At 46.3% G+C, this 24,778-nt stretch carries 21 protein-coding genes and 1 tRNA gene; 10 read left to right on the top strand and 12 right to left on the bottom strand.

Annotated features, from left to right (window positions below):
• Positions 1-202 precede the first annotated feature (202 nt).
• Together R6242_RS05780 and R6242_RS05775 are read left to right on the top strand one after the other, a co-directional pair.
• Positions 203-2,164 carry a family 20 glycosylhydrolase gene (locus tag R6242_RS05780; protein WP_318424899.1) on the top strand — a complete coding sequence of 654 codons (1,962 nt, stop codon included), beginning with the start codon at positions 203-205 and terminating at the stop codon, positions 2,162-2,164.
• A 109-nt stretch (positions 2,165-2,273) separates the two neighbouring features.
• The gene (locus R6242_RS05775) at positions 2,274-2,831 is read left to right on the top strand and encodes a PEP-CTERM sorting domain-containing protein (protein WP_318424896.1); all 558 of its coding nucleotides are present in this window, start codon (positions 2,274-2,276) and stop codon (positions 2,829-2,831) included.
• Between the two features lie 74 nt (positions 2,832-2,905).
• On the opposite strand, the gene hslO is transcribed toward R6242_RS05775, so the two are convergent.
• From hslO to orn, 4 genes are all read right to left on the bottom strand, one after another.
• Positions 2,906-3,775: an Hsp33 family molecular chaperone HslO gene (gene hslO, locus R6242_RS05770; RefSeq protein WP_318424893.1), complete on the bottom strand. Its 870-nt coding sequence runs from the start codon at positions 3,773-3,775 to the stop codon at positions 2,906-2,908.
• A gap of 273 nt (positions 3,776-4,048) precedes the next feature.
• Positions 4,049-4,624: an MFS transporter gene (locus tag R6242_RS05765; protein ID WP_318424891.1), complete on the bottom strand. Its 576-nt coding sequence runs from the start codon at positions 4,622-4,624 to the stop codon at positions 4,049-4,051.
• A gap of 284 nt (positions 4,625-4,908) precedes the next feature.
• Positions 4,909-5,388 carry a CinA family protein gene (locus tag R6242_RS05760; protein ID WP_318424889.1) on the bottom strand — a complete coding sequence of 160 codons (480 nt, stop codon included), beginning with the start codon at positions 5,386-5,388 and terminating at the stop codon, positions 4,909-4,911.
• 385 nt (positions 5,389-5,773) lie between these two features.
• Entirely contained in the window at positions 5,774-6,346 is a 573-nt protein-coding gene (orn, locus tag R6242_RS05755) for an oligoribonuclease (RefSeq protein ID WP_318424886.1), read from the bottom strand.
• A 100-nt stretch (positions 6,347-6,446) separates the two neighbouring features.
• On the opposite strand from orn, the gene R6242_RS05750 reads away from it, so the two are divergent.
• The 5 genes from R6242_RS05750 (at position 6,447) to R6242_RS05730 (ending at position 13,526) form a co-directional block, all read left to right on the top strand.
• A complete protein-coding gene (locus R6242_RS05750; protein ID WP_318424884.1) occupies positions 6,447-7,646 on the top strand; it encodes a M48 family metallopeptidase in 1,200 nt (399 codons plus the stop codon).
• Between the two features lie 3 nt (positions 7,647-7,649).
• Positions 7,650-7,979: a 4a-hydroxytetrahydrobiopterin dehydratase gene (locus R6242_RS05745; RefSeq protein WP_318424882.1), complete on the top strand. Its 330-nt coding sequence runs from the start codon at positions 7,650-7,652 to the stop codon at positions 7,977-7,979.
• A complete protein-coding gene (rsgA, locus tag R6242_RS05740; protein WP_293933660.1) occupies positions 7,976-8,857 on the top strand; it encodes a ribosome small subunit-dependent GTPase A in 882 nt (293 codons plus the stop codon). The genes R6242_RS05745 and rsgA overlap by 4 nt, the downstream gene beginning before the upstream one ends.
• 404 nt (positions 8,858-9,261) lie before the next feature.
• The gene (locus R6242_RS05735) at positions 9,262-11,463 is read left to right on the top strand and encodes a bifunctional (p)ppGpp synthetase/guanosine-3',5'-bis(diphosphate) 3'-pyrophosphohydrolase (RefSeq protein ID WP_318424876.1); all 2,202 of its coding nucleotides are present in this window, start codon (positions 9,262-9,264) and stop codon (positions 11,461-11,463) included.
• Positions 11,464-11,639: 176 nt separating this feature from the next.
• Positions 11,640-13,526, top strand: a complete 1,887-nt coding sequence (locus R6242_RS05730; protein WP_318424873.1) for a methyl-accepting chemotaxis protein — start codon at positions 11,640-11,642, stop codon at positions 13,524-13,526.
• Positions 13,527-13,673: 147 nt separating this feature from the next.
• Here the strand turns inward: R6242_RS05730 and R6242_RS05725 are convergent.
• The 8 genes from R6242_RS05725 to putA all read right to left on the bottom strand — a co-directional run bounded on the left by R6242_RS05725 (position 13,674) and on the right by putA (position 21,015).
• A tRNA-Arg gene (locus R6242_RS05725) sits at positions 13,674-13,748 on the bottom strand.
• Between the two features lie 40 nt (positions 13,749-13,788).
• The gene (locus R6242_RS05720; protein ID WP_318424870.1) at positions 13,789-14,271 is read right to left on the bottom strand and encodes a hypothetical protein; all 483 of its coding nucleotides are present in this window, start codon (positions 14,269-14,271) and stop codon (positions 13,789-13,791) included.
• 105 nt (positions 14,272-14,376) lie between these two features.
• Positions 14,377-14,913 (bottom strand): DUF1415 domain-containing protein, encoded by a 537-nt coding sequence (locus R6242_RS05715; protein ID WP_293931273.1) that lies wholly within the window; start codon positions 14,911-14,913, stop codon positions 14,377-14,379.
• On the bottom strand, positions 14,910-15,260 hold the full coding sequence (locus tag R6242_RS05710) for a nucleotide pyrophosphohydrolase (protein WP_318424867.1): 351 nt from the start codon (positions 15,258-15,260) through the stop codon (positions 14,910-14,912). Before R6242_RS05710 ends, R6242_RS05715 begins: the two co-directional genes overlap by 4 nt.
• 20 nt (positions 15,261-15,280) lie before the next feature.
• Positions 15,281-15,826, bottom strand: coding sequence for a YaeQ family protein (locus tag R6242_RS05705; protein WP_293931268.1), 546 nt, complete (start codon positions 15,824-15,826; stop codon positions 15,281-15,283).
• 73 nt (positions 15,827-15,899) lie between these two features.
• On the bottom strand, positions 15,900-16,091 hold the full coding sequence (locus R6242_RS05700) for a hypothetical protein (protein ID WP_293931265.1): 192 nt from the start codon (positions 16,089-16,091) through the stop codon (positions 15,900-15,902).
• A 149-nt stretch (positions 16,092-16,240) separates the two neighbouring features.
• Positions 16,241-16,876: a YceH family protein gene (locus tag R6242_RS05695; RefSeq protein ID WP_318424861.1), complete on the bottom strand. Its 636-nt coding sequence runs from the start codon at positions 16,874-16,876 to the stop codon at positions 16,241-16,243.
• 254 nt (positions 16,877-17,130) lie between these two features.
• Positions 17,131-21,015, bottom strand: coding sequence for a trifunctional transcriptional regulator/proline dehydrogenase/L-glutamate gamma-semialdehyde dehydrogenase (putA, locus tag R6242_RS05690; protein WP_318424858.1), 3,885 nt, complete (start codon positions 21,013-21,015; stop codon positions 17,131-17,133).
• Positions 21,016-21,244: 229 nt separating this feature from the next.
• Between putA and R6242_RS05685 the strand changes: the two genes are divergently transcribed.
• The 3 genes from R6242_RS05685 (at position 21,245) to R6242_RS05675 (ending at position 24,705) form a co-directional block, all read left to right on the top strand.
• On the top strand, positions 21,245-22,876 hold the full coding sequence (locus tag R6242_RS05685) for a methyl-accepting chemotaxis protein (protein WP_318424853.1): 1,632 nt from the start codon (positions 21,245-21,247) through the stop codon (positions 22,874-22,876).
• Positions 22,877-23,178: 302 nt separating this feature from the next.
• Positions 23,179-23,715, top strand: a complete 537-nt coding sequence (locus R6242_RS05680; protein ID WP_318424850.1) for a hypothetical protein — start codon at positions 23,179-23,181, stop codon at positions 23,713-23,715.
• 78 nt (positions 23,716-23,793) lie between these two features.
• A complete protein-coding gene (locus R6242_RS05675) occupies positions 23,794-24,705 on the top strand; it encodes a TraB/GumN family protein (protein ID WP_318424847.1) in 912 nt (303 codons plus the stop codon).
• Positions 24,706-24,778 lie beyond the last annotated feature (73 nt).

Raw genomic sequence — 24,778 nt, 5'->3', positions numbered from 1 at the left:
GCTGCTTATCAGTATATAAAAAAAAAGAATGTAAACATATGTAACAACACAAAGAAATGTAAACACCAAGAAAGAATAAAAAAAACAAATGAAATCAACACGAAAGAATGAATCTTTACTTCCTCCAGTAAAAAAAATATTATGAATTAGCTGCGAAAAGTAAACGTGCAGCTAATTCCTTATTTTATATGGAGCTAGCAAAATGAATAAATACTTATTACCTTTAACCATATTTGCTTTCAGTTTATATACTGGCATCGTTAATGCTACTGTAAACCCCATACCTAAAACTATTCCTTCTTTAAGGCTTTGGAATGGGGGCGAGGGTGAGCTTGATTTATCTCATAAAATAAGAATTATGTTTGTAGACCCAAAGTTTGAAGCATTTTCAAGAGAGCTAGCTAGAGAAATACACAACTCCATTGGTTCACAAGTACAAGTCATCAATGGAAAAAAATTAGCAAATGATATTACTGGCCTTTCAAAGCTCTACCCCAGTTCAGGAGACTACACTAATATTACATTGGATATTCAGCAGGGCAAAACACTCACAAATAATATTGAAGGATATCAACTTAAAATTAGCAATGAGGTAAATATAACTGGTGAAACATATCAAGCAGCAGTATTTGGCACAAGAAGCTTACTGCAAATATTAAAGCAATCAAAAAAAATACCCGTAGGCACTGCCACTGATTACCCCGACTTAAAAGAAAGAAAGTTTATGCTTGATGTTGGCAGGCGTTTTTTTAGCAAAGACTATTTAATAGATACCATTCGATTTTTAAGTTACTTCAAATTAAATCAGTTTCATATTCACCTTAATGACAATAGTATTCAAAATAATAACTATGCAGCTTTCCGTTTAAAATCAAGCAATGCAAAATTCATAGACCTAGCTGCAAAGGATGGCGCTTACACTAAAAGCGACTGGCAACAAATAGAGCTTGCAGGTGCGATATATGGCATTGAAATTATTCCTGAATTTGACACTCCCGCTCACGCCTTAGCATTTACTAATTTCAAACCTGAAATTGCAATACCATCTAATAAAAGCATGCTTGATTTAAGCAACCCTAAAACACTACCTTTTATAAAATCAGTTTTAGACGAATTCTTACCTTGGTTTAGCAGCAAGCAATTTCACCTTGGAGCAGATGAATACGATCACAACCATGCTGAAGATTATATTTCATACGTCAATAACTTAAGCATATACCTAAAAAGCAAAGGTAAAACACCTAGAATATGGGGGTCTGCCACTGCACTTGGCTTTAGTGGAAAACGTTTAGATCCAGAGATCATTATCGACGCTTGGTTGAGTTCTCAATACTCACTAAACAATGTACTCAATGATGGGTTTAAAGCAAATTACATCGACTGGGAAAACTATTTAGTTGCAAAGTCCGACTACACAGATAATGTTGCTCTCGGCGCAGCCTATAATCTAGGTGGTGATAGCCAAAAACTGTATATCAATTGGCTCCCCCCTTATTCAGGCAAAAATGCACCTAGCCAATTTCTAGGTGCTGGCATTCCCTTGTGGAATGATAATGCAGCCATTGGCGTGCAATACAGCGATCAGTATGTTGACGCATTAATTCAGCCCACTCTTATTGCTTTAGCCCAAAAAACATGGAGCACAACTGATGCTCTACCCATGAACTACGGACAATTCAGTTTACTCGCCAATAAAATAGGGACAGGAACAGGGATAAGTGTAAAAAGTATGACTAATTCATTTGAATTTAAACAAGGGGATTTAGCCGCAGGTAAACCTACTACAGCCTCTAGCTGTTACGCATGTGGTACCGCTCAAGCATATTCTCCAGAAGCAACCACTGATGGTAATAGTAGGAGCAGATGGGCAGGCGCTGAAACTGATAATAAAGCATGGCTGCAAGTTGACCTTGGAAAAAACACTTTTTTTAATAAAATAGTTATCAATTGGGAAATAGCATCTGCTATTGATTATGATATCCAAACCTCTTCAGATGGAATCAAATGGACGAGCATTTACCAAAAAAGAGGCCAGAATAGTGCTGGAGTCACTCAGTTATCTGTTCCACCAAGTTATGCTCGCTTTGTTCGTATTGCCGGCATCACCCCAAAATACCCTCAATGGTCATACTCAATCTGGGATTTTGAAATTTATGCGGAATAACCCACTTTTTTGAATCGATGATGTTATTTGCTTTAACAGGTTAAAAATTTTTATTGAAGGCGCAGCTAATTAATCACCACCTTAAATGTAATATTTCTGGAGTCTTAAAATGAAGCTATTTCAACAATCCATAACATTTTTTTTATTGGCTTTATCTCTTGCCATTTCATCCACTGTTTTTGCAAAAGTCATTAATTTTGATGATTTACCAAGTACTGGCGACCCAATAACAGGGCTTTATAATGGCTTTACTTGGAACAACGTTTTTACAGATGGGAATTATACTGCGGCGACTATCTCTGGCCATAATGTAGCGTTTAATGGCTATGGTGATCCTGCTTCATTTTCTAGCACAAACCCTTTCCAATTAAACGATCTGTACGTGAGCATGGCGACACTCAGTGGCATAACCCATTTTGAAGGCTATGTCGGAAATACTTTAACTTTTCACAGTGATATTGCAGCCCAAACGACCTCAGCTACCCATGCAATTTTTAATTGGAGCGGCTTAAATAAAGTTGTTTTTTATAGCACAGGGCCTTTCGCAAACTCTTCATTATTAGACAACATCAATGTAACTACCCCGGTACCTGAGCCAGAAACCTATGCACTATTAGGACTTGGTTTAATAGCCCTATTCTCGACCCGGAAGCGGAGAAGTAATTGAAAGCATTCATAAATTAGTGGTGCTATATACATTTAATTTAAAAAAATAAAGCCGGATTATTTCCGGCTTTATTTTTAATGCACCTGCGGGTTCACCTCAGTAATCCCATTCCCAATAAACAGCTGGGTGACGTCTACCTGATCGAACTGGTATTTTTCGTTGCAGAATTCGCAGCCAACATCCACGTGACCTTGTTCGGCCAGTAGGCCTTCGATTTCTTCTTTGCCTAGCATTTTAAGCATGCCACCCACGCGCTCTCTGGAGCAGGTGCAGGCGAAGCTTGGGCTAACAGGATCAAAGATGCGAACTTTTTCTTCGTTATATAGGCGGTAAAGCGTTTCGCGCAGCGGTAAGTTGAGCAGCTCTTCATCTTGAATAGTTTGCGATAGCGCGTTGACACGGTCCCAACCATCGTCATCGCCGTGCCCATCAGGCAGCTTTTGAATTAATAAGCCACCCGATGTTTCGCCATCTGCAGCGAGCCATAGCTTGGTATCTAGCTGCTCGGAACGCTGCATATAGGTTTCGATGATTTGGGCGACGCTCTGGCCTTTTTCAAAGCCCACAATACCTTGGTAGGTTTCGCCGTCTTGCGGATCAATCATGATGGAGAACTGACCTTGGCCGATCAGTTCCGCCAGTGTGGCATCGTTGGCAATCAGCCCTTCCCAACGTGCCGTAGCCCGCATAGTCATTTCGCTGGTGCATTCCACCACCAGCATTTTAAGTGGGCCATTGCCACGCAATTGCATGACCAAAGTGCCATCTAGCTTAATGGTGGCGGTAAGCAAGGCAGCAGCGGCCATTAGCTCACCGATGCGTTTTTGCAAGACCGGCGGGTAAGGGTGACGGGTAAGCACTTCTTTGTAAGTGGCATCTAGTTGCACGATTTCGCCGCGTACTGGCAAGCCATCAAACAAAAAACGCTCTAGTGAATCTTTCATTATTTTATCTCTACAAACTTGCGCGAGGGGTGTGAGCTTATCCGCGCGGGGGATGCCAAAAAACGCGTGGGCAGAAACACCTGCCCACCCTACATTATTTTTCCTGATTATGTCTCTTGCTCAATGGACTCTGTGTAGATGAATTTCTTGAGTGTTGGGCTTGGTTTTTGAATGTGTAGGGCGGGTGAAACCCGCGAGCCATGCTGAAGAAATACGCGGGTTTCATCCGCCCTACAATATTTATAATGAAATTGAGCAAGAGACATAATCAGATTATTTTTTGTGTTTTTCCAGCGTGTAGCTGGTCATGGGCATGGATGAGCTGACGTCAAAGGCGCAGCCGGCTTCGATGCCAATGCGGGCGATATCGGCGGCGCTGAGATCTGGGTTATCGTAAACCGCGTTCATGGCGCCAATGGCGTAATCACGCCCGCTACCTATGCCCCAAAAGCGCTGGTATTCGTAAACTTCACGCAAGCTATACACGGCAAAAATACCATGCGGATTAGCCATCAAAACGGTCATTTGGCTGGATTCGTAAGGATCATCGTCTTCTTCGTCTACTTTTAAGAAAAAATCATCTTTTAATTTGGGATGCAGTTTTCTAAAGCTTTCAAAAATAGCAGGGCGATCACTAAAGTCTAAATTTTTTACTTTTTTAAGCGCAGCTTGCAAAACTAAATCGTGTGCAGCACTACCGGCGATTGAAAAATAGCCATCGTGTGCGGCAAAAATTTTATTCCAACATGCATCGTCACCTGCACCAAGACGAGTATCGCCGAAAGTAGATTGGCTATCCGCCGCAATGGCGATTTGATCGCCTTTTTTAACCACAACAACCGTCGTCATTTATTTTCCTTATTAGCGCAATTTCTAAAAAGAGCTGTAGACACAGAGAAAAAAATCAGAGCACAGAGCACGCAGAGAAAACCTCCAGGATAGGACTCGAAATAAGCGCCCGAAATAGCATGTCATCATCCCCGAGTGTTTATATTGGAGATCCAGCAGCGCAGCTGGATTCCCGCCAAAGACACGCGGGAATGACGAAGGTTTGATCTATTTTTTCTCTGTATGCTGTATTTACCCACTGTATTCTCTGTGCTTACACATTCTTTTAAAGAGAGTTAATCCAATTAATCTTGTTCTTCAATTAACTCAATCAGGCGAATCAAGGCATGGCGTACTGTTTGCTTACGCACGTCGCGCCTGTCGCCATCAAATAATTCTTGTTCGGTGATAATTCCCGCTGGCCCTGCAAAAGCAAAGCAGACGGTACCCACCGGCTTTTCAACGCTGCCCCCTGCCGGGCCTGCCACGCCGCTAACGGCAACACCCCATTCAGCACTGGCTAAATGACAAGCGCCTTGCACCATGGCGGCAACTACAGGCTCGCTCACCGCGCCCAGCTTGGCGATAAAATCAGGCGGGACGGCAAGCATGTCCATTTTGGCTTCGTTGGAATAAGTAATAAAGCCACGCTCAAACCACACCGAGCTGCCAGCCACATCGGTAATCGCTCCGGCAATCAGGCCACCCGTGCAGGATTCTGCAGTTGTTACGCTCTGACCACGCGCCAATAGCACACGACCGAGTTGAGTTGCTAATACCAACATGGGGATGGCACCTTTATATTTCAAATAAAAACAAATGCGTAGGGTGAGCAGGATTTTGTGCCCACGCGTCACTTATCCATACGCTGAGCTAAGCCTAAGGCGGGAATCCAGCGGCACTAAAACAACGGGGACGACGGGCTGTTATCGTTGCTCTTAATAATGCCTATGGGGGACTTAGCCCCCAATCCTATCAACTTAAGGTGAATTCGTAGGTTGGGTTAGCAGCTTTATCGCGTAACCCAACATTCTTGTGCGCCAAATGTTGGGTTACGCTGATTTATTCGCCCTCTTAATAGGCGAATAAACCAGCTAACCCAACCTACAAAAGCGTTATTTTCCATTGTTCGCTTAAGTTGATAGGATTGACTTAGCCCCCCCTATCCTTTTAAACCGCTGCGGGAACAGCTACCGCAGGCTCTCGAATAAAGTTCTCGCGGTAGAACTTCAGCTCATCAATCGATTCTTGAATATCGGCCAGTGCCGTATGCGCGCCGCGCTTTTTAAATTGCTTGGCCACGTCTGGCTGCCAGCGCTTGCACAACTCTTTGAGCGTGGAGACATCCAGATTGCGGTAGTGAAAAAATTCTTCCAAAGTTGGCAGATATTTCACTAAGAAGCGGCGATCTTGGTGCACAGAATTACCACATAGCGGCGATGCACCCTTAGGTACGTATTCTTCTAAAAAGGCAATCAGCTGCGTTTCTACTTCTGCTTCGCTTAAGGTGGATACTTTTACCTTATCAATTAAGCCCGATTTGCCATGGGTGTTTTTATTCCAGTCATCCATCGCATCTAAAACGCTAGCGTCTTGGTGCACAACAAACACTGGGCCTTCGGCAATCAGGTTTAAATTGCTGTCTGTAATAATGACGGCAATTTCAATCACACGCTCTTTTTCTGGATCAAGCCCAGTCATCTCCATATCAACCCAGATGAGGTGGTTCTTGTCTTGTGGCATACTTGGCCCTATTCAACATACAAAAATGCTATTTTACCTGCAAATGAACGCTAATCAGTTCTCCCTCCTCTTTCTGTTTGCATTAACGGCCAGTGTCATCATGCAACTCTGGCTGGCCATGCGCCATATCAACCACGTAAAGCGCCATAGAACCTGCGTTCCAGCAGAATTTAATGGCCATATTACCCAAGCATCACACCAACGCGCCGCCGATTACACTGTCGCAAAAACGCGTTTTGGTATGATCGTTAGCCTATTTGAGGCGATGCTGCTGGCAGCATTTACCCTAGGTGGTGGTATTGAGTGGATCAATCAACAACTATCTGGCTGGATTAGCTCCCCACTTTGGGCAGGCGTTACGCTGATTGCAGGCATCACCCTGTTGCATAGCTTAATTACGCTGCCGTTTACTTTGATCTCTACTTTTAAAATTGAAGCCTCATATGGCTTTAATAACACCAGCGCCAAGCTTTTTATCACCGATACGCTTAAAACCACCGCCGTTGCTACCGCGATTGGCCTGCCACTGTTGGCTGGGGTGCTTTGGCTAATGGATCAGATGGGGGCTTATTGGTGGCTGTGGGTTTGGGCCGTGTGGGTAGGATTTTCTCTGCTCTTGATGTGGGCCTTCCCCACTTTTATTGCACCTATTTTTAATAAATTTGAACCGCTAGCCGATGCGCATTTACAAACGCGGATTGAATCCTTATTAAAACGCTGTGGCTTTAAAACCAATGGCATTTATGTGATGGATGGCTCTAAGCGCTCTAGCCATGGCAATGCCTACTTTACCGGCCTAGGTAAAGCCAAGCGGATTGTCTTTTTTGATACCCTGCTTAAGTCTTTAAATGCAAGCGAAGTGGCCGCCGTATTAGCCCATGAATTAGGCCATTTTAAACATCGCCATATTGCCAAGCGCATGGCTTGGACCTTTGGTTTAATGCTGGGCATGCTCTGGGTTTTAGGTCAATTAAAACAAGAGCTATGGTTTTATCAGGGTCTTGGCGTAAATAGCCAATCCACTGCCACGGCGCTATTACTGTTCTTTTTAGTGATGCCCGTGTTTACGTTTATTTTTGCGCCGCTAAGCTCCATGTCATCAAGAAAACATGAATACGAGGCCGATGCCTACGCAGCAGAGCAAGAATCCGCTGGTGATCTTATTAATGCCTTAGTCAAGCTTTACGAGGGTAATGCAGCTACGCTGACACCTGATCCATTGCATAGTCTATTTTATGATAGCCACCCTCCGGCAGCGCTGCGCATTGCCGCTTTGAAGAAACTAAAAAACAAGGAATAAATCATGTCTCTTAGTACCGAACACTGTATCGATGGCGCAGCACAGCTCAGCGAAGTAGAAGCTGAAATGCTTTCTACCGATTTACAAGATTGGATTGTGACGCCAGCGTATTTAGAAAAAACCTTCCGCTTTAAAAACTTTTACGAAACCATGGGTTTTGTAAATGCGGTGGCTTGGATGGCCAATCAACAAGATCATCACCCCGATCTAGACGTGAGTTACAGCCGCTGCCGCGTACGCTGGAACACCCACACCGCCAATAATGGCATTAGCCGTAATGATTTTATCTGCGCTGCCCGTTCAGACGCACTCACTTTAAAAGCCACTTCATGACAGAAACAGCCCGCATCGTCGCTAGCCACGGCAGGTCTTATATTATTGAATGCGCGGGTGGCAAGCGCCTTCGGGCCAGTACCCGTGGTAAAAAAACGGACTACGCCTGTGGTGATCTAGTCGACATTCAGATTCTCAATGATGAACAGGCGGTGATTGAGCGTGTATTAGAGCGCCAAACCCTGCTTTACCGCTCGGATGCATGGAAAAGCAAGCTGATTGCCGCCAATGTCACCCAGCTGATTATCGTGCTGGCCTCAGAGCCAAGCTTTTCTACCGAGCTAATCAGCCGCTGCGCCATTGCGGCCGAAGCGGGTGGCATCCAAACCTTAATTTGCTTAAATAAGTGCGATTTACCCAGCGCTACAGCGGCCAAAGAGCGTTTAGAGTACTTTGTGAATCTGGGCTATAAGGTGATCGAAGTTTCGGCACTGACCAACGATATCACCCCACTACGCGCCGCCTTAGTTGGGCATATCTCTGTGCTGGTTGGGCAATCGGGGATGGGTAAATCCACCATTACCAATGCGCTATTGCCGGATGCCAACGCCCGTGTGAATGAGATTTCTATCGCACTGGATGCGGGTAAACACACCACCACTAACGCCACTTTTTATCACTTAGATGCCGAATCGGCGCTGATTGATTCACCAGGGCTGCAATCGTTTGGCCTTGCCCATATCACCGCTCAAGATTTACCTGCTTATTTTCCTGAGTTTAAAGAGCGTATTGGCACTTGCCGCTTTCATAACTGCCGCCACCGCCAAGAGCCAGATTGTGGCATGCGTGCGGGGGTAGAAGAAGGCACCATCAGCCCACAGCGATTAGCGCTGCTACACCGTTTACAAGATGAATTAAGCTCTGGTAGCCGCTATTAATCGCAAACAAAATAGCCACTTTATTTGAGAAATACGCAGCCTGGGCTAAGCTAAAATTAAAAAAAATACACGGGAGCGGTCAGCCGCTTCTGTGTCAATAAGGCTGCTTTAACACCGCTTAAATCTACCAATGCAAAACGCTTAACTCACTTTGCAAGCTGCAATCATGCGCTGACAGATAATTAAGATACTCAAAGGTTGCACCCACACTACGGTGATATTTTATTTAAGTTAATAGGATGGATCTAGCCCCAGCCTAAGTGAGCTATATTTTCTAAAACCCCACTCAAAGCAGCGCTCTTTTATCAAAAAACCAGAAATTATTTACAATAAAGTCAGTTCACACTATGACTAGCCACGCAAAGTAGGCAAAATTGCTGTCTAATTTTTAGATGTGATTTGCCATGGTTGCCGTTACTCGTCCGCTTGCCCAATCTATTGCTGAAGCTGCAGATCCAGATCGCTGGCTTAACGCGCTGACTGAGCGCTATCCGCCCACCGATATCGTGCGCTTGCGCCAAGCCATTGATTGGGTGTTCGAGCAGTACGGCCAACAAATTCACGCCGATACCGGCAGCTCATTATTTCAGCACGCCGTAGCCAGCGCATCGATTGTTGCCGATCTGCGCTTAGATGCTAATTCCGTAATCGCCACGCTGTTGTTTGCCCTGCCCAATCAATTGGACAAACCGCTTGAGCTTATCAACAGCCAATTTGGCCCCGATGTAACACGGCTGGTTGATGGGGCAAGTAAGGTCAGTAAATTACGCAGCTTGGCGCACCCCACGGGCGGCAAATCACAAGACGCTGCTCAACAGATTGAAGCCGTACGTAAGATGCTAATCGCCATGGTAGAAGACATCCGTGCCGTGCTGATTAAGCTAGCTTGGCGCACGCAAACCATGCACGAACTAGCGCGAGCCCCAGAAGAAACCCGCCGCAGGATTGCCCAAGAAACCCTCGATTTATTTGCCCCATTAGCAAATCGGCTAGGCGTATGGCAAATAAAATGGGAATTAGAAGACTTAGGCTTTAGATATCTGCATCCCGATACCTATAAAAAAATTGCCAAGCTATTGGATGAGCGCCGAGTCGATCGGGAAAAATTTATTGATGATGTATTAAATACGCTCAGAATTGAGCTTAATAATGCCGGTGTAAAAGCTGATTTAATGGGCAGGCCTAAACATATTTTCAGCATTTGGAAAAAAATGCAGAAAAAGAAGCTCGATTTCTCTGAGCTTTATGATATTCGTGCCGTACGGATTTTAGTTCCTGATTTAAAAGACTGCTATACCGCCCTCGGTATTGTGCATAATCTTTGGCAGCCTATCCCAGGCGAATTTGACGATTATATTGCTCACCCTAAGGGTAATTTTTATCGCAGCCTGCATACCGCCGTGATTGGTGAAAATGATAAAGCCGTTGAAGTACAAATTCGCACCATAGAGATGCACGAGCATGCCGAATATGGCGTGGCCGCACACTGGCGCTATAAAGAAGGCGGCCAAGGTGATGCACGCTATGAAGAAAAAATTGCTTGGCTGCGCCAATTATTAGACTGGCGTGAAGATATGGCCAGTGAAACGCAATTTGCAGAAACCTTTAAAGCCGAGTTATTCGACGACACCATTTATATTCTCACCCCCGCAGGCCGCGTCATTACCCTGCCTAAGGGCAGCACGCCAGTTGATTTTGCCTACCATGTGCATACCGATTTAGGGCATCGCTGCCGAGGCGCCAAGGTAAACGGCCAGATTGTGCCGCTCTATACCGCGCTAGAAAACGGTCAGCGAGTAGAAATACTATCGACCAAAGAAGGCGGCCCTAGCCTAGATTGGCTACATAATAGTTATGTAAAAAGCCACCGTGCCGCCAGCAAAATCCGCCACTGGATACGCCAACAGCATCAAGATATCGCGCTTGAGGCAGGCCGCTCTATTTATGATAAAGAGGCGGCTCGCTGTGCTGCGCGCGATGCTAATCAAGACAATATAGCAATTAAGCTAGGCTGCAAGCACATCGATGAGCTGTATGCCGCGCTTGGCCAAGGCGAAATATCCCAGCGTGAACTCAATCAAGCATTCAGAGAAAGTTTGGCTCCAATCGAGCCCATAACAGAACCCGCCAACGACTTTATTAAAGCCGCCAGAGCCAATGGAAATGGCGAAGGTATTTTAATTGAGGGCGTAGATAAACTCATGACGCTACTGGCTAAATGCTGCAAGCCCGTTCCACCCGATCACGTCATGGGTTTTGTGACTAAGGGGCGTGGCATTTCTATTCACCGCAGTGATTGCAGCACACTAAAACGCTTAGCTAGCGCCGCGCCGGAGCGCTTAATTAATGCTGATTGGGGCATACAGCGTGGCCATGTATTTGCAACAGATTTATTAGTAGAAGCGCATAACCGCAGCACTTTACTTAGAGATCTATCTGACATTATGGCGCGCGAGCGAATTAACGTCACGGCAGTGAATACGCAAAGCAAAGATCAGCGAGTGATGATGCGCTTTACTTTAGAAATCAGAGATGCTGAGCAATTACAAAGAATCTTAATTAAATTGCAAGATGTGAATGAAGTTATTAGAGTCGTGCGCGGGTAACACCTTACATCAGTTAACCCTCATTTACTAATGCCTTTATATTTTTTTGTGCAATAATACCAATAGGAGTATTTATACCAGCGGATGAATAAACGAACTTGAGAATGATATTTAAATTCATTCTTACAGTTTATTCAGCAAATGACCATTAATAAGTAGCGGTAGAGAGACCAATCATGAATCAATCCCTCAAAGTTAAGCTGATTATATTTATCTCGGTTTTAACACTTCTCTCTGGCTCTGTGCTTACATTTGGCAGCTATTTAAAAATGCGCCATGAAATGGTAAATGTAAGCCTGCATAATGAAATAGTAGGTGTTGCCACTGGTTACAATGTAGTACTTCGTAATTGGGTCAGCGAAAAGCAGAACATTGTTTCTGGCCTTGCCGAGGCATTAGCCAAAGCAGATGACCCCGTACCTGCCTTATACCAAACAGAAAAAAGCGCTAAATTTGATTTAGCCTATATCGGTACTCCAGATAAGAAATTTATCAGCGGCCACAAAGTCGATATGCCTGCAGGGTTTGATGCCACATCTAGGCCTTGGTACAAACAAGCCGTAGCGGCAGGAAAAACCATCCTTACTCCGCCCTATGTAGATGCAGAAAGCAAGCAACTGATCCTATCTTTTGCCTCCCCTGTAACAGGAGAAGCTGGCTTTAAAGGTGTTGCCGCCGTTGATATATCCTTAGAAGGCGTGGTGAAAGATGTATTAAACATTAAATTAACCGGTAATGGCTATGCCATTCTGGCAGACAAAAATGGCCAAATACTTGCACATAATGATAAAGATAAGCTCAATAAACCTACTAGCGATATATCCAGCGATTTAAATGCCAATAGTATAGCCAGTATGGCTGCAAGCAAAGAGTTAGCTGAAATCACCATTGCCAGTGAAAGAAAATTTGTCTTTATTCAACCCATTGAAGGCACTGATTTAAACTTAATCTTAGTCATTGATAAATCAGTCATTTTGGAACCGCTCAATCAACTGATCATACAAGCTGTTGCCGCTTTAGTTATTTTATTAATTATCGTTATTCCACTAGCTGGTTTTTTAATTACTAAAATGCTACGTAGCCTTGATAAAGTTCGTCATGCAATGCAAGAAATTGCTCAAGGTGGTGGAGATTTAACCCGCAAAATTGAAATTGATGGTAATGATGAAATTGCTGCAACCGCGCAAGCATTTAATCGCTTCACCGATCAATTACGCAATATGTTTATTGATATTCGTAAAGAAACAGAAAACTTAACCACCGGTATTGGCTCTATCAATTCGGTATTAAATGATCTGGCCAATGACTCGCAAAGATTATCTGATCTATCTGCATCCAATGCAGCAACCATTGAAGAAATCACTGTCAGCATTTCGCACATTGCTGATAATTCCAGAGATGCCAATCAACTCGTTACCAGTACGGGTGCCTTATCTGGGCAATCTGCAGCCACAGTTAAAGAAGTTGCCAATGAAGTTGGCAAATCAGCCAGAGAGGTTAGCGATTTATCTAATCTACTCGATCGCCTCAATCAAAGAGCCCAAGATATTAGTGGCATTATCCGCGTCATTAAGGAGATTGCTGACCAAACTAATTTGCTGGCCCTTAACGCTGCCATTGAAGCCGCCCGGGCGGGCGAACAAGGCCGAGGCTTTGCCGTTGTTGCAGATGAAGTACGCAAACTGGCAGAACGCACTTCTTCTGCAACGATTGAAATCACCGGCATGATTGAAGGCATTCGTGGAGAAACAGGCATTGCCGTCAATAATATGCAAACTACGATCACTGCAGTACAAAGCGGCGTGAACTTATCCGAGCAAGCGGCAACCAATATTGGCACTATCCGTGAAAATATGGATGAAGTTATGGCTAAGATTGGCGAAATTGCGCACGCAACCCTTGAGCAACAAAATGCCACAACCGCAATGGCACAAAGCGCGGAAAACATTACCAACCAAATGCAACAATCCGATGCCAATCTACAAAATGCCACCAGAACGGTTCATGATCTAAACCAACTAGCTGCCTTCCTAAGAGAGCAATTTGGCCGCTTTAAGCTTTAAACATAAATGCCAAGCATAAAAATAGCCCCAATTTATGGGGCTATTTTTATGGGTAAAAGCGGCAAACCATACAAAACCTGTACCACGTCAGGCAACAAAAAACCCGCAGAGCATAAAGCTTGCGGGCTGATGTTTGTAGCACAAAGCTGGTGTCCCCGACAGGAATCGAACCTGTATCTAGCGCTTAGGAGGCACTTGTACTATCCGTTGTACTACGAGGACTACTTTTGCAGCGCAGATTATACCCATCATCCGCAAGGTTTTACATCCTAATGCTTAATTTCTTTATCATCGGCTCTAAATCGCTAGGAAAATAAATTGCTTCACCAGGCGTAGTCAAAACTTCTAGCTTGCCATTACTAATAATGCCCACTTCTAATTTTCTATTTTCAACATCAATCAGAATATACGCCTTCCCCTTACCTTCCTCTCGGCTGCTGCCAGTCACATACAACACGCGATCTTGCAAAAGTGGGCTGGATTTTTCTATATACAGCTTAAAGGTAGCCAGCTGAGGGCCAAGTAATAAGCGCAGTGCATGCTTAAGCGGTGCGCGCTCCCATAGATTAATATCTTGTGGGTTTTGACCAATAAACTGCTGCAAGGTATCCCATTCGGCTTGGTTCTTTTTAAAAAACACATCAGGGGTGCTCGCTTCTGCTTGAGCCTTAGAGCGAGGAGTGTGGTTTTCTTGGCAAGCAGTCATGACCAAGGCCAAGCACAAAATAGTAATACGGAACAGCATAACAAATCCTTAGCGAGCGATCCTTGTTTGGAAAGAATACAGAGCTAAAGTTCATTTTTTAATATGTAAATGCTGCCCACTTCTTATTTGATCAAACCACCGGAATTATTCCCACAGTTTTTTCCAACCCGCTAAGCCCATAGCACGCAAATTGGCAATATTGCGCTCTACAATCACATCGGCATCAGCCTCTACCTTAGCAATGCTCTCTTCGCGGATTAAATGCAAAGTGGGATAGGGGCTGCGATTGGTGTAGTTATCAATATCATCCGGGGCGCTGCCCTCAAACTGATATTGCGGGTGAAAACTGGCAATTTGCAAAACGCCTTCTAGATTCAGCTCTTCCAGTAAAGAATCAGCAATTTCTAGAAAATCGTTATAGGCTAAGAAATTGCCCAAAACATAGGGATGGATGAGCAGCGTAGTTTCAATTTCAGCAGGATCTGCAGCAGCTAAAGTTTCTAGCTCGGTAATCAGTATTTCAATCAAAACATCAATATTGCGTGCCTCACTCAGCACATAGCGAATTTGCTTTTTAACGTGTACCGCTTTAGCAAAGGGGCAAAGATTAAGACCAATCACGGCGGTCGTTAGCCAGCGTTCAGTCTCTTGAATGATTTGTTGATGAGTTGGAAGAGTCATTTTGATAGGGGTGGATATTTAATGGCATTAAGCAGCATTTTTTCACGAATGGCAGTTTCTAAATCTACATTTAGCACATCACTTAGCCTAATCATATATAGCAGTACATCGGCCATTTCTTGCTCTACAGCGATGCGCTTCTCACGGCTTAATTGCTGGGATTCTGCCGCGGTATCCCATTGAAAATGCTCAAGTAATTCGGCCATTTCTACCGACATTGCCATGCATAAATTCTTAGGCGTGTGATAACGCTCCCAATCACGATCTTTAGCAAATTGGCGAACATCGAGCATTAATTGATTTAAATCCATAAATAGATAACTCTCTATTACATTGCGCGTGGGCATAAAAACTTGCCCACCCTACATTATTTATATGCTTTTAAAACCGCAAAATGCGCTTCGATAGATTGGCTGTTATCTGCCAACCATACTTGCCCATCTTGAATCGTGCATTGCAATTGCATATTGCGATTAGCCAGTGCGGCTAATGTGTGAGTCATTTCTATTGGTACATTAATCACTTGCAGATTATCTAAACGCTCTAGTTTACTGGCAATGCCTTTCCACCAAACATCGGCGCTATTGCCACTATAGGTAAACACCGCCACTTTTTCGGCGCGCCCACACGCTTGGCGAATCCGCTTTTCATCGGGCTGGCCTAATTCAATCCACAATTGAATCGCGCCGGTTAAATCTTTATCCCAAATATCTGGCTCATCGGTATCGCTCAAGCCTTTAGTAAAAGCGAGCGATTCGCTGGCATTCAGGGCGAATGCTAATAAGCGCACCATCATACGTTCATCATTTTCAGAAGGATGGCGTGCAATCACCAGCGGATGGGTTGCGTAGTAATGCCGATCCATATCGGCAATTTGCAAATCAGACTTAAAAATAGTTGCCTTGAGGGCCATGGCGGTTCACGAAGTTGAAATAAGCCCGCATCTTACCCTGCACAGACCATCCAAGGAAATGTAAAGCTAAGCCTCACGGCTTGCTGCTATGGCTATCTTGATGATGTGCTAGATGCTGCATTTTATGATGGGCGTCGGTCAGGCTTTCTAGGCAGGCACTGCGCAGCAATTCTTGCTCGCCATGGTGGGTGACGCGAAACAAGCCGTATTCCATCGCTTCAGGTTCGCTTACTGGCCAGATAGGGTGAATAACAAAGGTACTCATGATAGACATCCTGATAATCAAGTGTTATCAAAAGGTTATGCAAGCATCGTGCCAACAAGTGGAAAATTTGCATACCGTATACCCAGATCATCGGCCCAAACGATGGCGACTTTAATGCGGCAGCCAAACGGCCACCGCAATGCAGCAATTTACTCGATTCCTAGCTCCGCACAGATCTGTGCAACTTTTTGTTTTAATTCCAACAGCTCAGCCTCTAAAGCATCCACCTTAAGCTGTAATGCCGAATCTACAGCGCCCTTAGTATGGGACTGCAGCTCATTCATCACTGGCTCACCCGATAGCAAGTGCGCCCAGCGGCATTCCCTTGCACTTGGTGCGCGTGGCAGCTTCACGACTAAACCGCCCGCGCTTCGCTCCGCCAGCTCTTCTAAAAAGCCTTCTACCGCCGAAATATCTGAGAATTTGTGTAAACGCTCGCAGGCTAAACGCAGCTCACCTGCCGTTTGCGGGCCACGCAACATGAGCGCGGCTAAAATTGCCACCGATTGCGACGGAATTTGTAGCACAGCGGCAAAATGCTGCGAATAACGCGCAATTCGCCCACCGGGATGGTAGCCATCCACCAATTTCAATTCTTTTAAACGAACCAGCGCCTCATCCACCTCGGTGTCATTCACCTCCATGACAGGATCACGGTTAGATTTTTGATTACAAGCTGAAACAAGGGAGTTAAGCGAGAGGGGGTAAGTATCAGGAACAGTAATCTGCTTTTCAATCAACGCACCAAGAATGCGGGTTTCGAGCAGGGAAAGAAGGAAAGTCATAAACCACCAGCTAAACAATGCAGACAGGCTTATTATGCACCGATTGGGGGAAAGCTTACTAAAGAAGTTACACAGTAAAATCCATCAAAAAAACCTAGACCTTGAGCCACGGAGCAAAAGGAGGACACAGAGGCCCACGAAGGAAAACAAAGAAATAGTGATGTGCTGCAAAACATATCATTACTCACAAGGTTTTCTCCGTGTAGCTCCGTGCTCTCTTTGTCCTCCGTGGTTCAAGAGTTGGGTTTTAGTGCTTAGCTAATACTCATCAAGCTAGCATTACCGCCTGCTGCTGCAGTATTGACGCTGATAGAGCGCTCTGCCAAGAGGCGGGCTAAATCGAAATCTTCGCCCGCAGCCAAAGCCGCACTGGATAGACCTTGCACTTGTAAGATTGGGCCTGCCAACTCGGTGATTTGACGGTTGATCTTAGCTAATGCATCGCTATCCCCCTCAAATAATACTGCCCCAATATTTCTAGCCTCTTCAAGAGTAGATTTAAGAGATAAGCGGCTTTTAAGGGTGTTCGGCAAGGAATCTTGCAGCGCTTGCGCTACGGGGTGAGCAATAAAGACCGCTTGATTACCACTAGCCAATGCTGCGGCAAATTGCGCAATCGCGCCTTGCTCGCTGGCGGCAATACAAAGCACGGGGCCACGCGGATGCAGCAGATAGCGATTGCGCTCACCCGTTGGGCCTGGCAAATCAAGATTGGCACCTAGGCCAGATCCCGCTAAATAACGGCTGCAGCGCGCAGCGGCTTCGGTTTGCTGGCTCGCTTGCAAGTGATCGTGATAAGCCAGTAATGGGGCTAAGGCAGCCTGATCACCAGGCAAGGTTTGTGCTGGGCGGCGTGATAATAAACGTGGCAGATACAGCGGCCCGCCCGCCTTAGGCCCCGTGCCTGACAAACCTTCGCCACCAAAAGGTTGTACTCCAACTACGGCACCAATCACATTACGGTTTACATAGACGTTACCTGCTTGCACCTTGCCAACCACATGAGCAATGGTTTCGTCGATGCGTGTGTGCACGCCAAAGGTCAGGCCAAAACCTGTGCCATTGATATCGTCAATCAATTGATCTAATGCTTCGCGGCGATAACGAATCACATGTAGCACTGGGCCAAACACTTCTTGCTTCAGCTCAGTAAGGCTGTTGATTTCAATCAGCGTTGGCGCGATAAACGTGCCTTGCTGACAAGCTGCTGGTAAGGGCAGCGCCAGCACTTTAGCACCACGCGCCTCAAATGCGGCAATATGCGCAGCAATATTTTGCTGGGCTTCAGCATCAATAACAGGGCCCACATCAACGCTGAGCGAATCTGGATTACCAATATGCAGCTCTTGCATCGCGCCTTTAAGCATATGCAAGATGTGATCAGCAGCTTCTTCTTGCAGGCACAATACACGCAGTGCCGAGCAGCGTTGGCCAGCCGAATCAAAGGCCGACATCAGTACGTCCCCCACCACCTGCTCTGCCAGCGCCGATGAATCGACGATCATGCAATTCTGCCCGCCGGTTTCCGCAATCAGCGGAATAGTACGGCCATCTTTATCTAAACGCTGGGCTAAATTGCTGGCAATTAAACGTGCAACTTGAGTGGAGCCGGTAAACATCACCCCGCTACAACGCGCGTCGCTAATCAAGGCGCTACCAACGGTTTCACCACGCCCTGGCAGCAGTTGCACCGCCCCCGCTGGCACACCTGCGGCACGTAAAATACGCACGGCTTCGGCGGCAATCAATGGCGTTTGCTCGGCAGGCTTAGCCAGTACAGGATTGCCTGCGGCTAAAGCGGCGGCCACTTGGCCAATGAAGATCGCCAGCGGGAAATTCCACGGGCTGATACATACGATAGGGCCAAGCGGACGGTGCGAATCGTTAGCAAAATCTTGCTCGATTTGCTGCGCGTAATAGCGCAAGAAATCCACTGCTTCACGCACTTCGGCGATCGCATTAGGCAGGGATTTACCCGCTTCGCGCACAATCAGCCCCAACAGCGGCTGCATTCCTGATTCCAACAATTGCGCCGCACGGTTGAGGCAAGCAGCGCGCTCGCTCACTGAGGTGGCTTGCCAAATGGGGCCAATATTGGCGGCGTGCATAAAGGCGGTCGCCACATCGGCCACATCCGCTTCAATCACATGGCCAACAATATCTTGATGATCTGCAGGATTTTTAACGGCCTGCTTACGTGTTACATCCGGCTCAGCCGTCATCCCAAGCATAGGCAGGGCTAGCCATTCGGTATTAGCCCCCGCCAGTAGCGCGGCAGAAAGCGACGCCAATCTATGCTCATTAGATAAATCTAGGCCACTCGAATTGAGTCGATTTAAGCCAAATAAAAACCTTGGTAAGGGGATTTTATCGTGCGGGGCAAAGGCGGGTATCACCGCTAGAGCTTGTACGATAGGATCCACAATCAGCTCTTCAATTGCCACGTTTTCATCGGCGATGCGGTTTACAAAAGAGCTGTTAGCACCGTTTTCTAAGAGACGGCGTACCAAATAAGCCAAGAGCGTTTCATGGCTGCCTACCGGCGCGTACACGCGGCAAGGGCGGCCTAGTTTTTCACGCGCGGTGACTTCTTCATACAAAGGCTCGCCCATGCCGTGCAGGCATTGGAACTCATACTGGCCTGGATAGTAATTTTGCCCGGCCAGATGGTAAATCGCCGAGAGTGTTTGGGCATTGTGGGTAGCAAACTGTGGGTACACCGCGTCTGGCGTGGCCAATAGTTTTTTAGCGCAGGCTAGGTAAGATACATCGGTATAAACCTTACGGGTATACACCGGATAATCTTCTAGGCCATCGACTTGAGCACGCTTGATTTCGCTATCCCAATACGCGCCCTTCACTAAGCGAATCATCAGGCGATGGCCGCTGCGACGCGCCAAATCGATCACATAATCGATGACATGTGGGGCGCGTTTTTGATAGGCCTGAATCACAAAGCCAATCCCATTCCAGCCAGCCAGCTCCTCATCAAAGCACATGGCTTCGAGTAGATCGAGGGAGATTTCTAGGCGATCGGCCTCTTCGGCATCAATATTTAAGCCAATATCGTAACGGCGAGCCAAACGCGCCAAGGCGATCACGCTAGGCAAGAGCTCAGCGGTTACGCGGTCTTGCTGCGCGCGAGAATAACGTGGGTGCAGGGCTGATAACTTGATCGAAATACCTGGGCCTTCGTAAATACCACGACCAGCGGATGCCTTACCAATGGCATGAATCGCTTGCTCATAGGCGGCGTAATAGCGCTTAGCATCTTCTGCCGTGGTGGCGGCTTCGCCCAGCATATCGTAAGAATATCTAAAGCCACGCGCTTCAAATTTACGGCTATTGGCCAACGCTTCGGCAATGGTCTCACCGGTTACAAACTGCTCGCCCATCAAGCGCATCGCCATATCGACGCCCTTGCGGATCAGTGGCTCACCGCCCTTACCAATCATGCGAGTGAGCGCCGCCGACAAGCCCGCCTCGCTATTGGTCGCCACTAATTTACCGGTCAGCATCAGGCCCCAACTGGCGGCGTTTACAAACAATGAAGGCGATTGGCCAAGGTGAGCGTGCCAATCACCCTTGCTGACTTTATCGCGGATCAACACATCCCGAGTAGCACGGTCAGGAATCCGCAGCAGCGCTTCGGCCAAGCACATCAGTGCCACGCCTTCTTGGCTAGATAAAGAGAATTCGTGGATTAAGCCTTCAACGCCGCCACCGGTGCGCTTAGCGCGCAGCGCCGCCACCAATTTATGCGCAAGTGCTAGGGTTTGCTCTGCCATTTGCGTATTCGGCATTTTGGCTTGCTCAAGCAATACCGGCAGACATTCTGCCTCTGGGCGGCGGTAAGCCGAGGTAATGGCTGAACGCAAAACACTTTGCACCGCAATACTTTGTGCCAGCTCTAGGAAAGGTAGATTACTTTCAATCCCTTCACTATCATCAGGAAGAGACAGTGCTTCGCCATCTTGCGCCAGCTCCAGCGGACGAACACCCTGCTCAACCTGCTGCAAATAGGCAAAAATGGATTGCTTAATCAACCAATGCGGCGTTCTATCCATTTGCTGAGCAGCGGTTTTAATCCGTGCGCGCAAGGCATCGTCTACTTTAATTCCTAGTGTTGTGCTGGCCATGTCTATGCCGTGGTTATTTTATCAAGCTCGCATATTAAGACAGAGTTGCACCTAACAAATCAGGACTATCCCTAGGGTTGCACCTTTGTGGTTGCACCTCAAATAATTAACGACCGTCTATCCCCACAAAGCCGCAAATTGCAATAGATAGACCAACTCCTCCATGTCATTTGTAATAACATCGGCTCATTAGAAAATCATAATAAACCTAGTAAACAGAGGATTGAGAATGCTTTATACCCTGAAAGGAAAAATTCAGTTCGTCATGGTTTTGCTGACGACGCTAACCGTAGCGCTCTTTACCTACTTTAGTTATCAACAAGCACGCAGCCATGCACTGCAAGCGATTGATAGCCAGCTAGTTGCAGCGGCAACGGGTTATCACTTTGTACTCGGTGAAGGCTTTCATTCTGAGCTTAAACCGCGCGATCAAGCCGATTTACACCAGATGCGTGTCTTATCAGAGCGCCTTACCCGCTATAGCAAAGAGCTAGGCCTGCCGTTTATTTACGGTTACACCATGAAAGATGGCAAAGCCCACTACGTGCTTTCTTCTTTATCCCCAGAAGAAGAAAACAAACCCGATGCCGAGGTTTACCTCACCTCATCAGATACCGTAAACGAGCAGCTACAAACCGCGCTCACCCAAAACAAACGTACCTTTGCCGAATACGACAGCAAGTTTGGTAGCTTTCGCACCATTTACTTACCCTTTAAAACCAATAAAGGCGAAACCATTGTTGCCGCAGCTGACGCCAACCTATCCTCAGTAAAAGAAACCTTAAATAGTATTTTGCTCAAATCAGTTATCTTAGGCGCGATCGCCATTTTACTGTCTACGCTGGCATCGCTATGGCTGGCTAACTTAGTGACCCGCCCGCTGAATCGCTTAAGATTGGCCATGCAAAACTTGAATAGCGGCAATGCAGATCTTACTGTGCGCTTAGATAGCAGCAGCCGAGATGAAACATCGCATATCGCGATCGCGTTTAATCAGTTTATGGGCGATTTACACCAGGTGGTTAATCAGGTGCGAGATCAAGCCGGCCGCTTGAGTGGTGGTGTGGCCGATATCGAGCAAATGGCACAAAAGTTATCCCACGAATCACATAAACAAGCTGATATGGCAGCTGCCTCCGCTGCCAATATTGAGGAAGTCACCGTCAGCATTGCGCATATTGCCGACAGCACCCAGCAAGTAGAAAGCACCGTGCGAGAAGCCGATAAAGGCGCGACGGCCAGCGCCGATGCGGTTAAAACCATGCGTGACGACACGGATAAAATGGCCAATACCGTGGGCGAGCTCAGTACCACGATGCAAGATCTATCTACTCAATCACAGCAAATTAGCCTCATCACCGTCACCATCAAGGACATTGCTGGCCAAACCAATCTGCTAGCGCTGAACGCGGCCATTGAAGCGGCCCGAGCTGGCGAAACAGGCCGAGGCTTTGCCGTAGTTGCCGATGAAGTCAGAAAACTAGCAGAGCGCACCGCAAGGGCTACCGAAGAAATCGAGCAGATGCTTGGCTCTATCAGCGATAAAACCAATCATGCCGTTGGTAAAATGCAAGCCACCAAAGATATGGTTTGCGGCAATCAAGCGCTATCGCAAATCATTGCCGAGCGCATTGGTGCGATGCAAGTTGAAATGCAATCGGTATCTGGCAAAATCATTGAAATCTCCAGCGCCACCCGAGAGCAATCGATGGCCACCGAGCAAATCGCCCAAGTCGCCGAAAAGATTAACCATCAGGTCACCGAAACCGATATCGCACTGAAAAACACACGCACCACCCTCAGTGATTTATCTAGCCTTGCAGCTAATTTACAAACGATTGTGGGTCGGTTTAAGCTATAAAAACGGTAAATTTCCAGTAATTTTACAAGCAACTAAAGAAACGCTGATTAAATTGTCGTCCTTGAATTTTTTTATCGAGAATCCAGCGTAAATACTGGATTCTCGCCAGCACAAGAATAACAAAACTGAATAAATTAGTGTTTCCCTAAGGGGCGTTGCAGGCAGCGCCCCTTAGTTTTTAGATCAGCCATTTTCTTGATATGGGCAACACACCAACAATATGCATTATAAATAAGCCGTTTCTAATTTCTGTAATATCAAGCTGTTAAGCTCCGCTCCTATATGACTTGGTGGGGTGATCCATGAGTGTTTCTATCCAATTGATCGATACGATTTATGCGAAAACTGCCAAGGGCCAACAAGAAATTGCCGAGCGTAGTTTTGGTCTTTCGGCACGGATGCGCCGCTTGCTGATTTTAATTGACGGGGCTAAATCCAGCAGCGTGCTCGCTGCGCTATTAATTGGTTTAGAAATTCATCCCAGTCTCACAGAATTAGAACAAGCCGGGTTTATTCAAGATATCCGCATTATCGAGCGCAATATCGAAACGGCAATTGCAGAAAAATCGCTTGAGCAGAGTATCGCCCCCCAAGCCCTTAGCCCTTCCGTGATTGACCCCCTCTTACTTGAGCAGGCCAAAAACCTGATGGCAGAAAGTGCTAAACAATTTTTAGGACTCATGGCCAATTCATTAATTACAGAGATACAAGCCTGCAATATTGATAATTACAAACAAACGATTGCACGTTGGAATATGGCATTACGTCAATCACATAAAGCCAAACAACAAGCCGATCAATATGTTGATGCAGTTAAAACATTAATTGGTTTGGAATAATTGCTACGTCCTTGTTTTAGAAAACATCCAGTTCGCTTTATACTGCACCTCCAAATATAAAAACTGTTGGAGACTTGGATGCTTGCTCGATTTCGTCCCCTGATTGTTGCCGTCGCTGTCGCCACCACCCTCCTCGCCCCCCATGTTAGCGCCGCTGCCAATAAAGCCAGCGCAAGTGCCAAAGTAGAAAACAGCAATAGCTTGCTGTGGAAAATAGAAAAAAAAGGCACGCCTAATTCTTGGCTGTATGGCACCGCCCACGTTGGCGATCCTCGCGTTACCCAACTTAGCCCCAAAACCGAAGCCGCCTTTAGCGACGCCAAGCATGTTGTCACTGAAATTCGCCTAGATTTTGGCATGATGATGGAAATGGGCAAGCGCATGCTGACGCCAGAGCCTTCTTTAGCGCAAAAAATAGACACAGAGCACTACCAAAAACTCTTACCCGCACTAGAAGCACGGGGTTACCCAGAAGTTGCTACAGCCAAACTCAAGCCTTGGGGCGCAGCCATGCTGCTCATGACCCCAGTTAGACAATCTGGGCAAATGCCGCTTGATCTGCTGTTTGCCAAAATGGCGATCGAAGGGCAAAAAGAATATACCGGCTTAGAAACACTAGATGAGCAACTCAGCCTGTTTGAAAATATTCCAGAAGCAAAGCAAATAGAGCTGCTTTACACCGTGCTGGATCAACAAGAGGCTATGCAGCAAAGCTACCAGCAGATTTTAGATCTGTATCTCAAGCAAGATATCAATGGCCTGGCCGCCTTTGCCGAGCAAGACGATATCAAAATGGCAGATCAAGCTTGGTATAAGCAATGGCGCTTTCAATTACTGGAAGCGCGCAACCCACGAATGGCAGAGCGCCTAGCGGATAAGCTAAAAGACGGTAACGCGTTTATTGCCGTAGGCGCACTCCACCTACCAGGTAAAATGGGCCTAATCCAAAGCCTGCGCCAACAAGGCTATCGAGTTAGCCCTGTTAAATAATTGATTATTTCATCCACAAAAACCACTCATCCGTACCGCGATCACGATAGCCATGTAGGGGCGCTGCTTGCCG

Source organism: Iodobacter sp. CM08 (assembly GCF_033446605.1).
Lineage (GTDB): Bacteria > Pseudomonadota > Gammaproteobacteria > Burkholderiales > Chitinibacteraceae > Iodobacter.
This window is presented reverse-complemented; position numbering and strand designations above follow the sequence as displayed.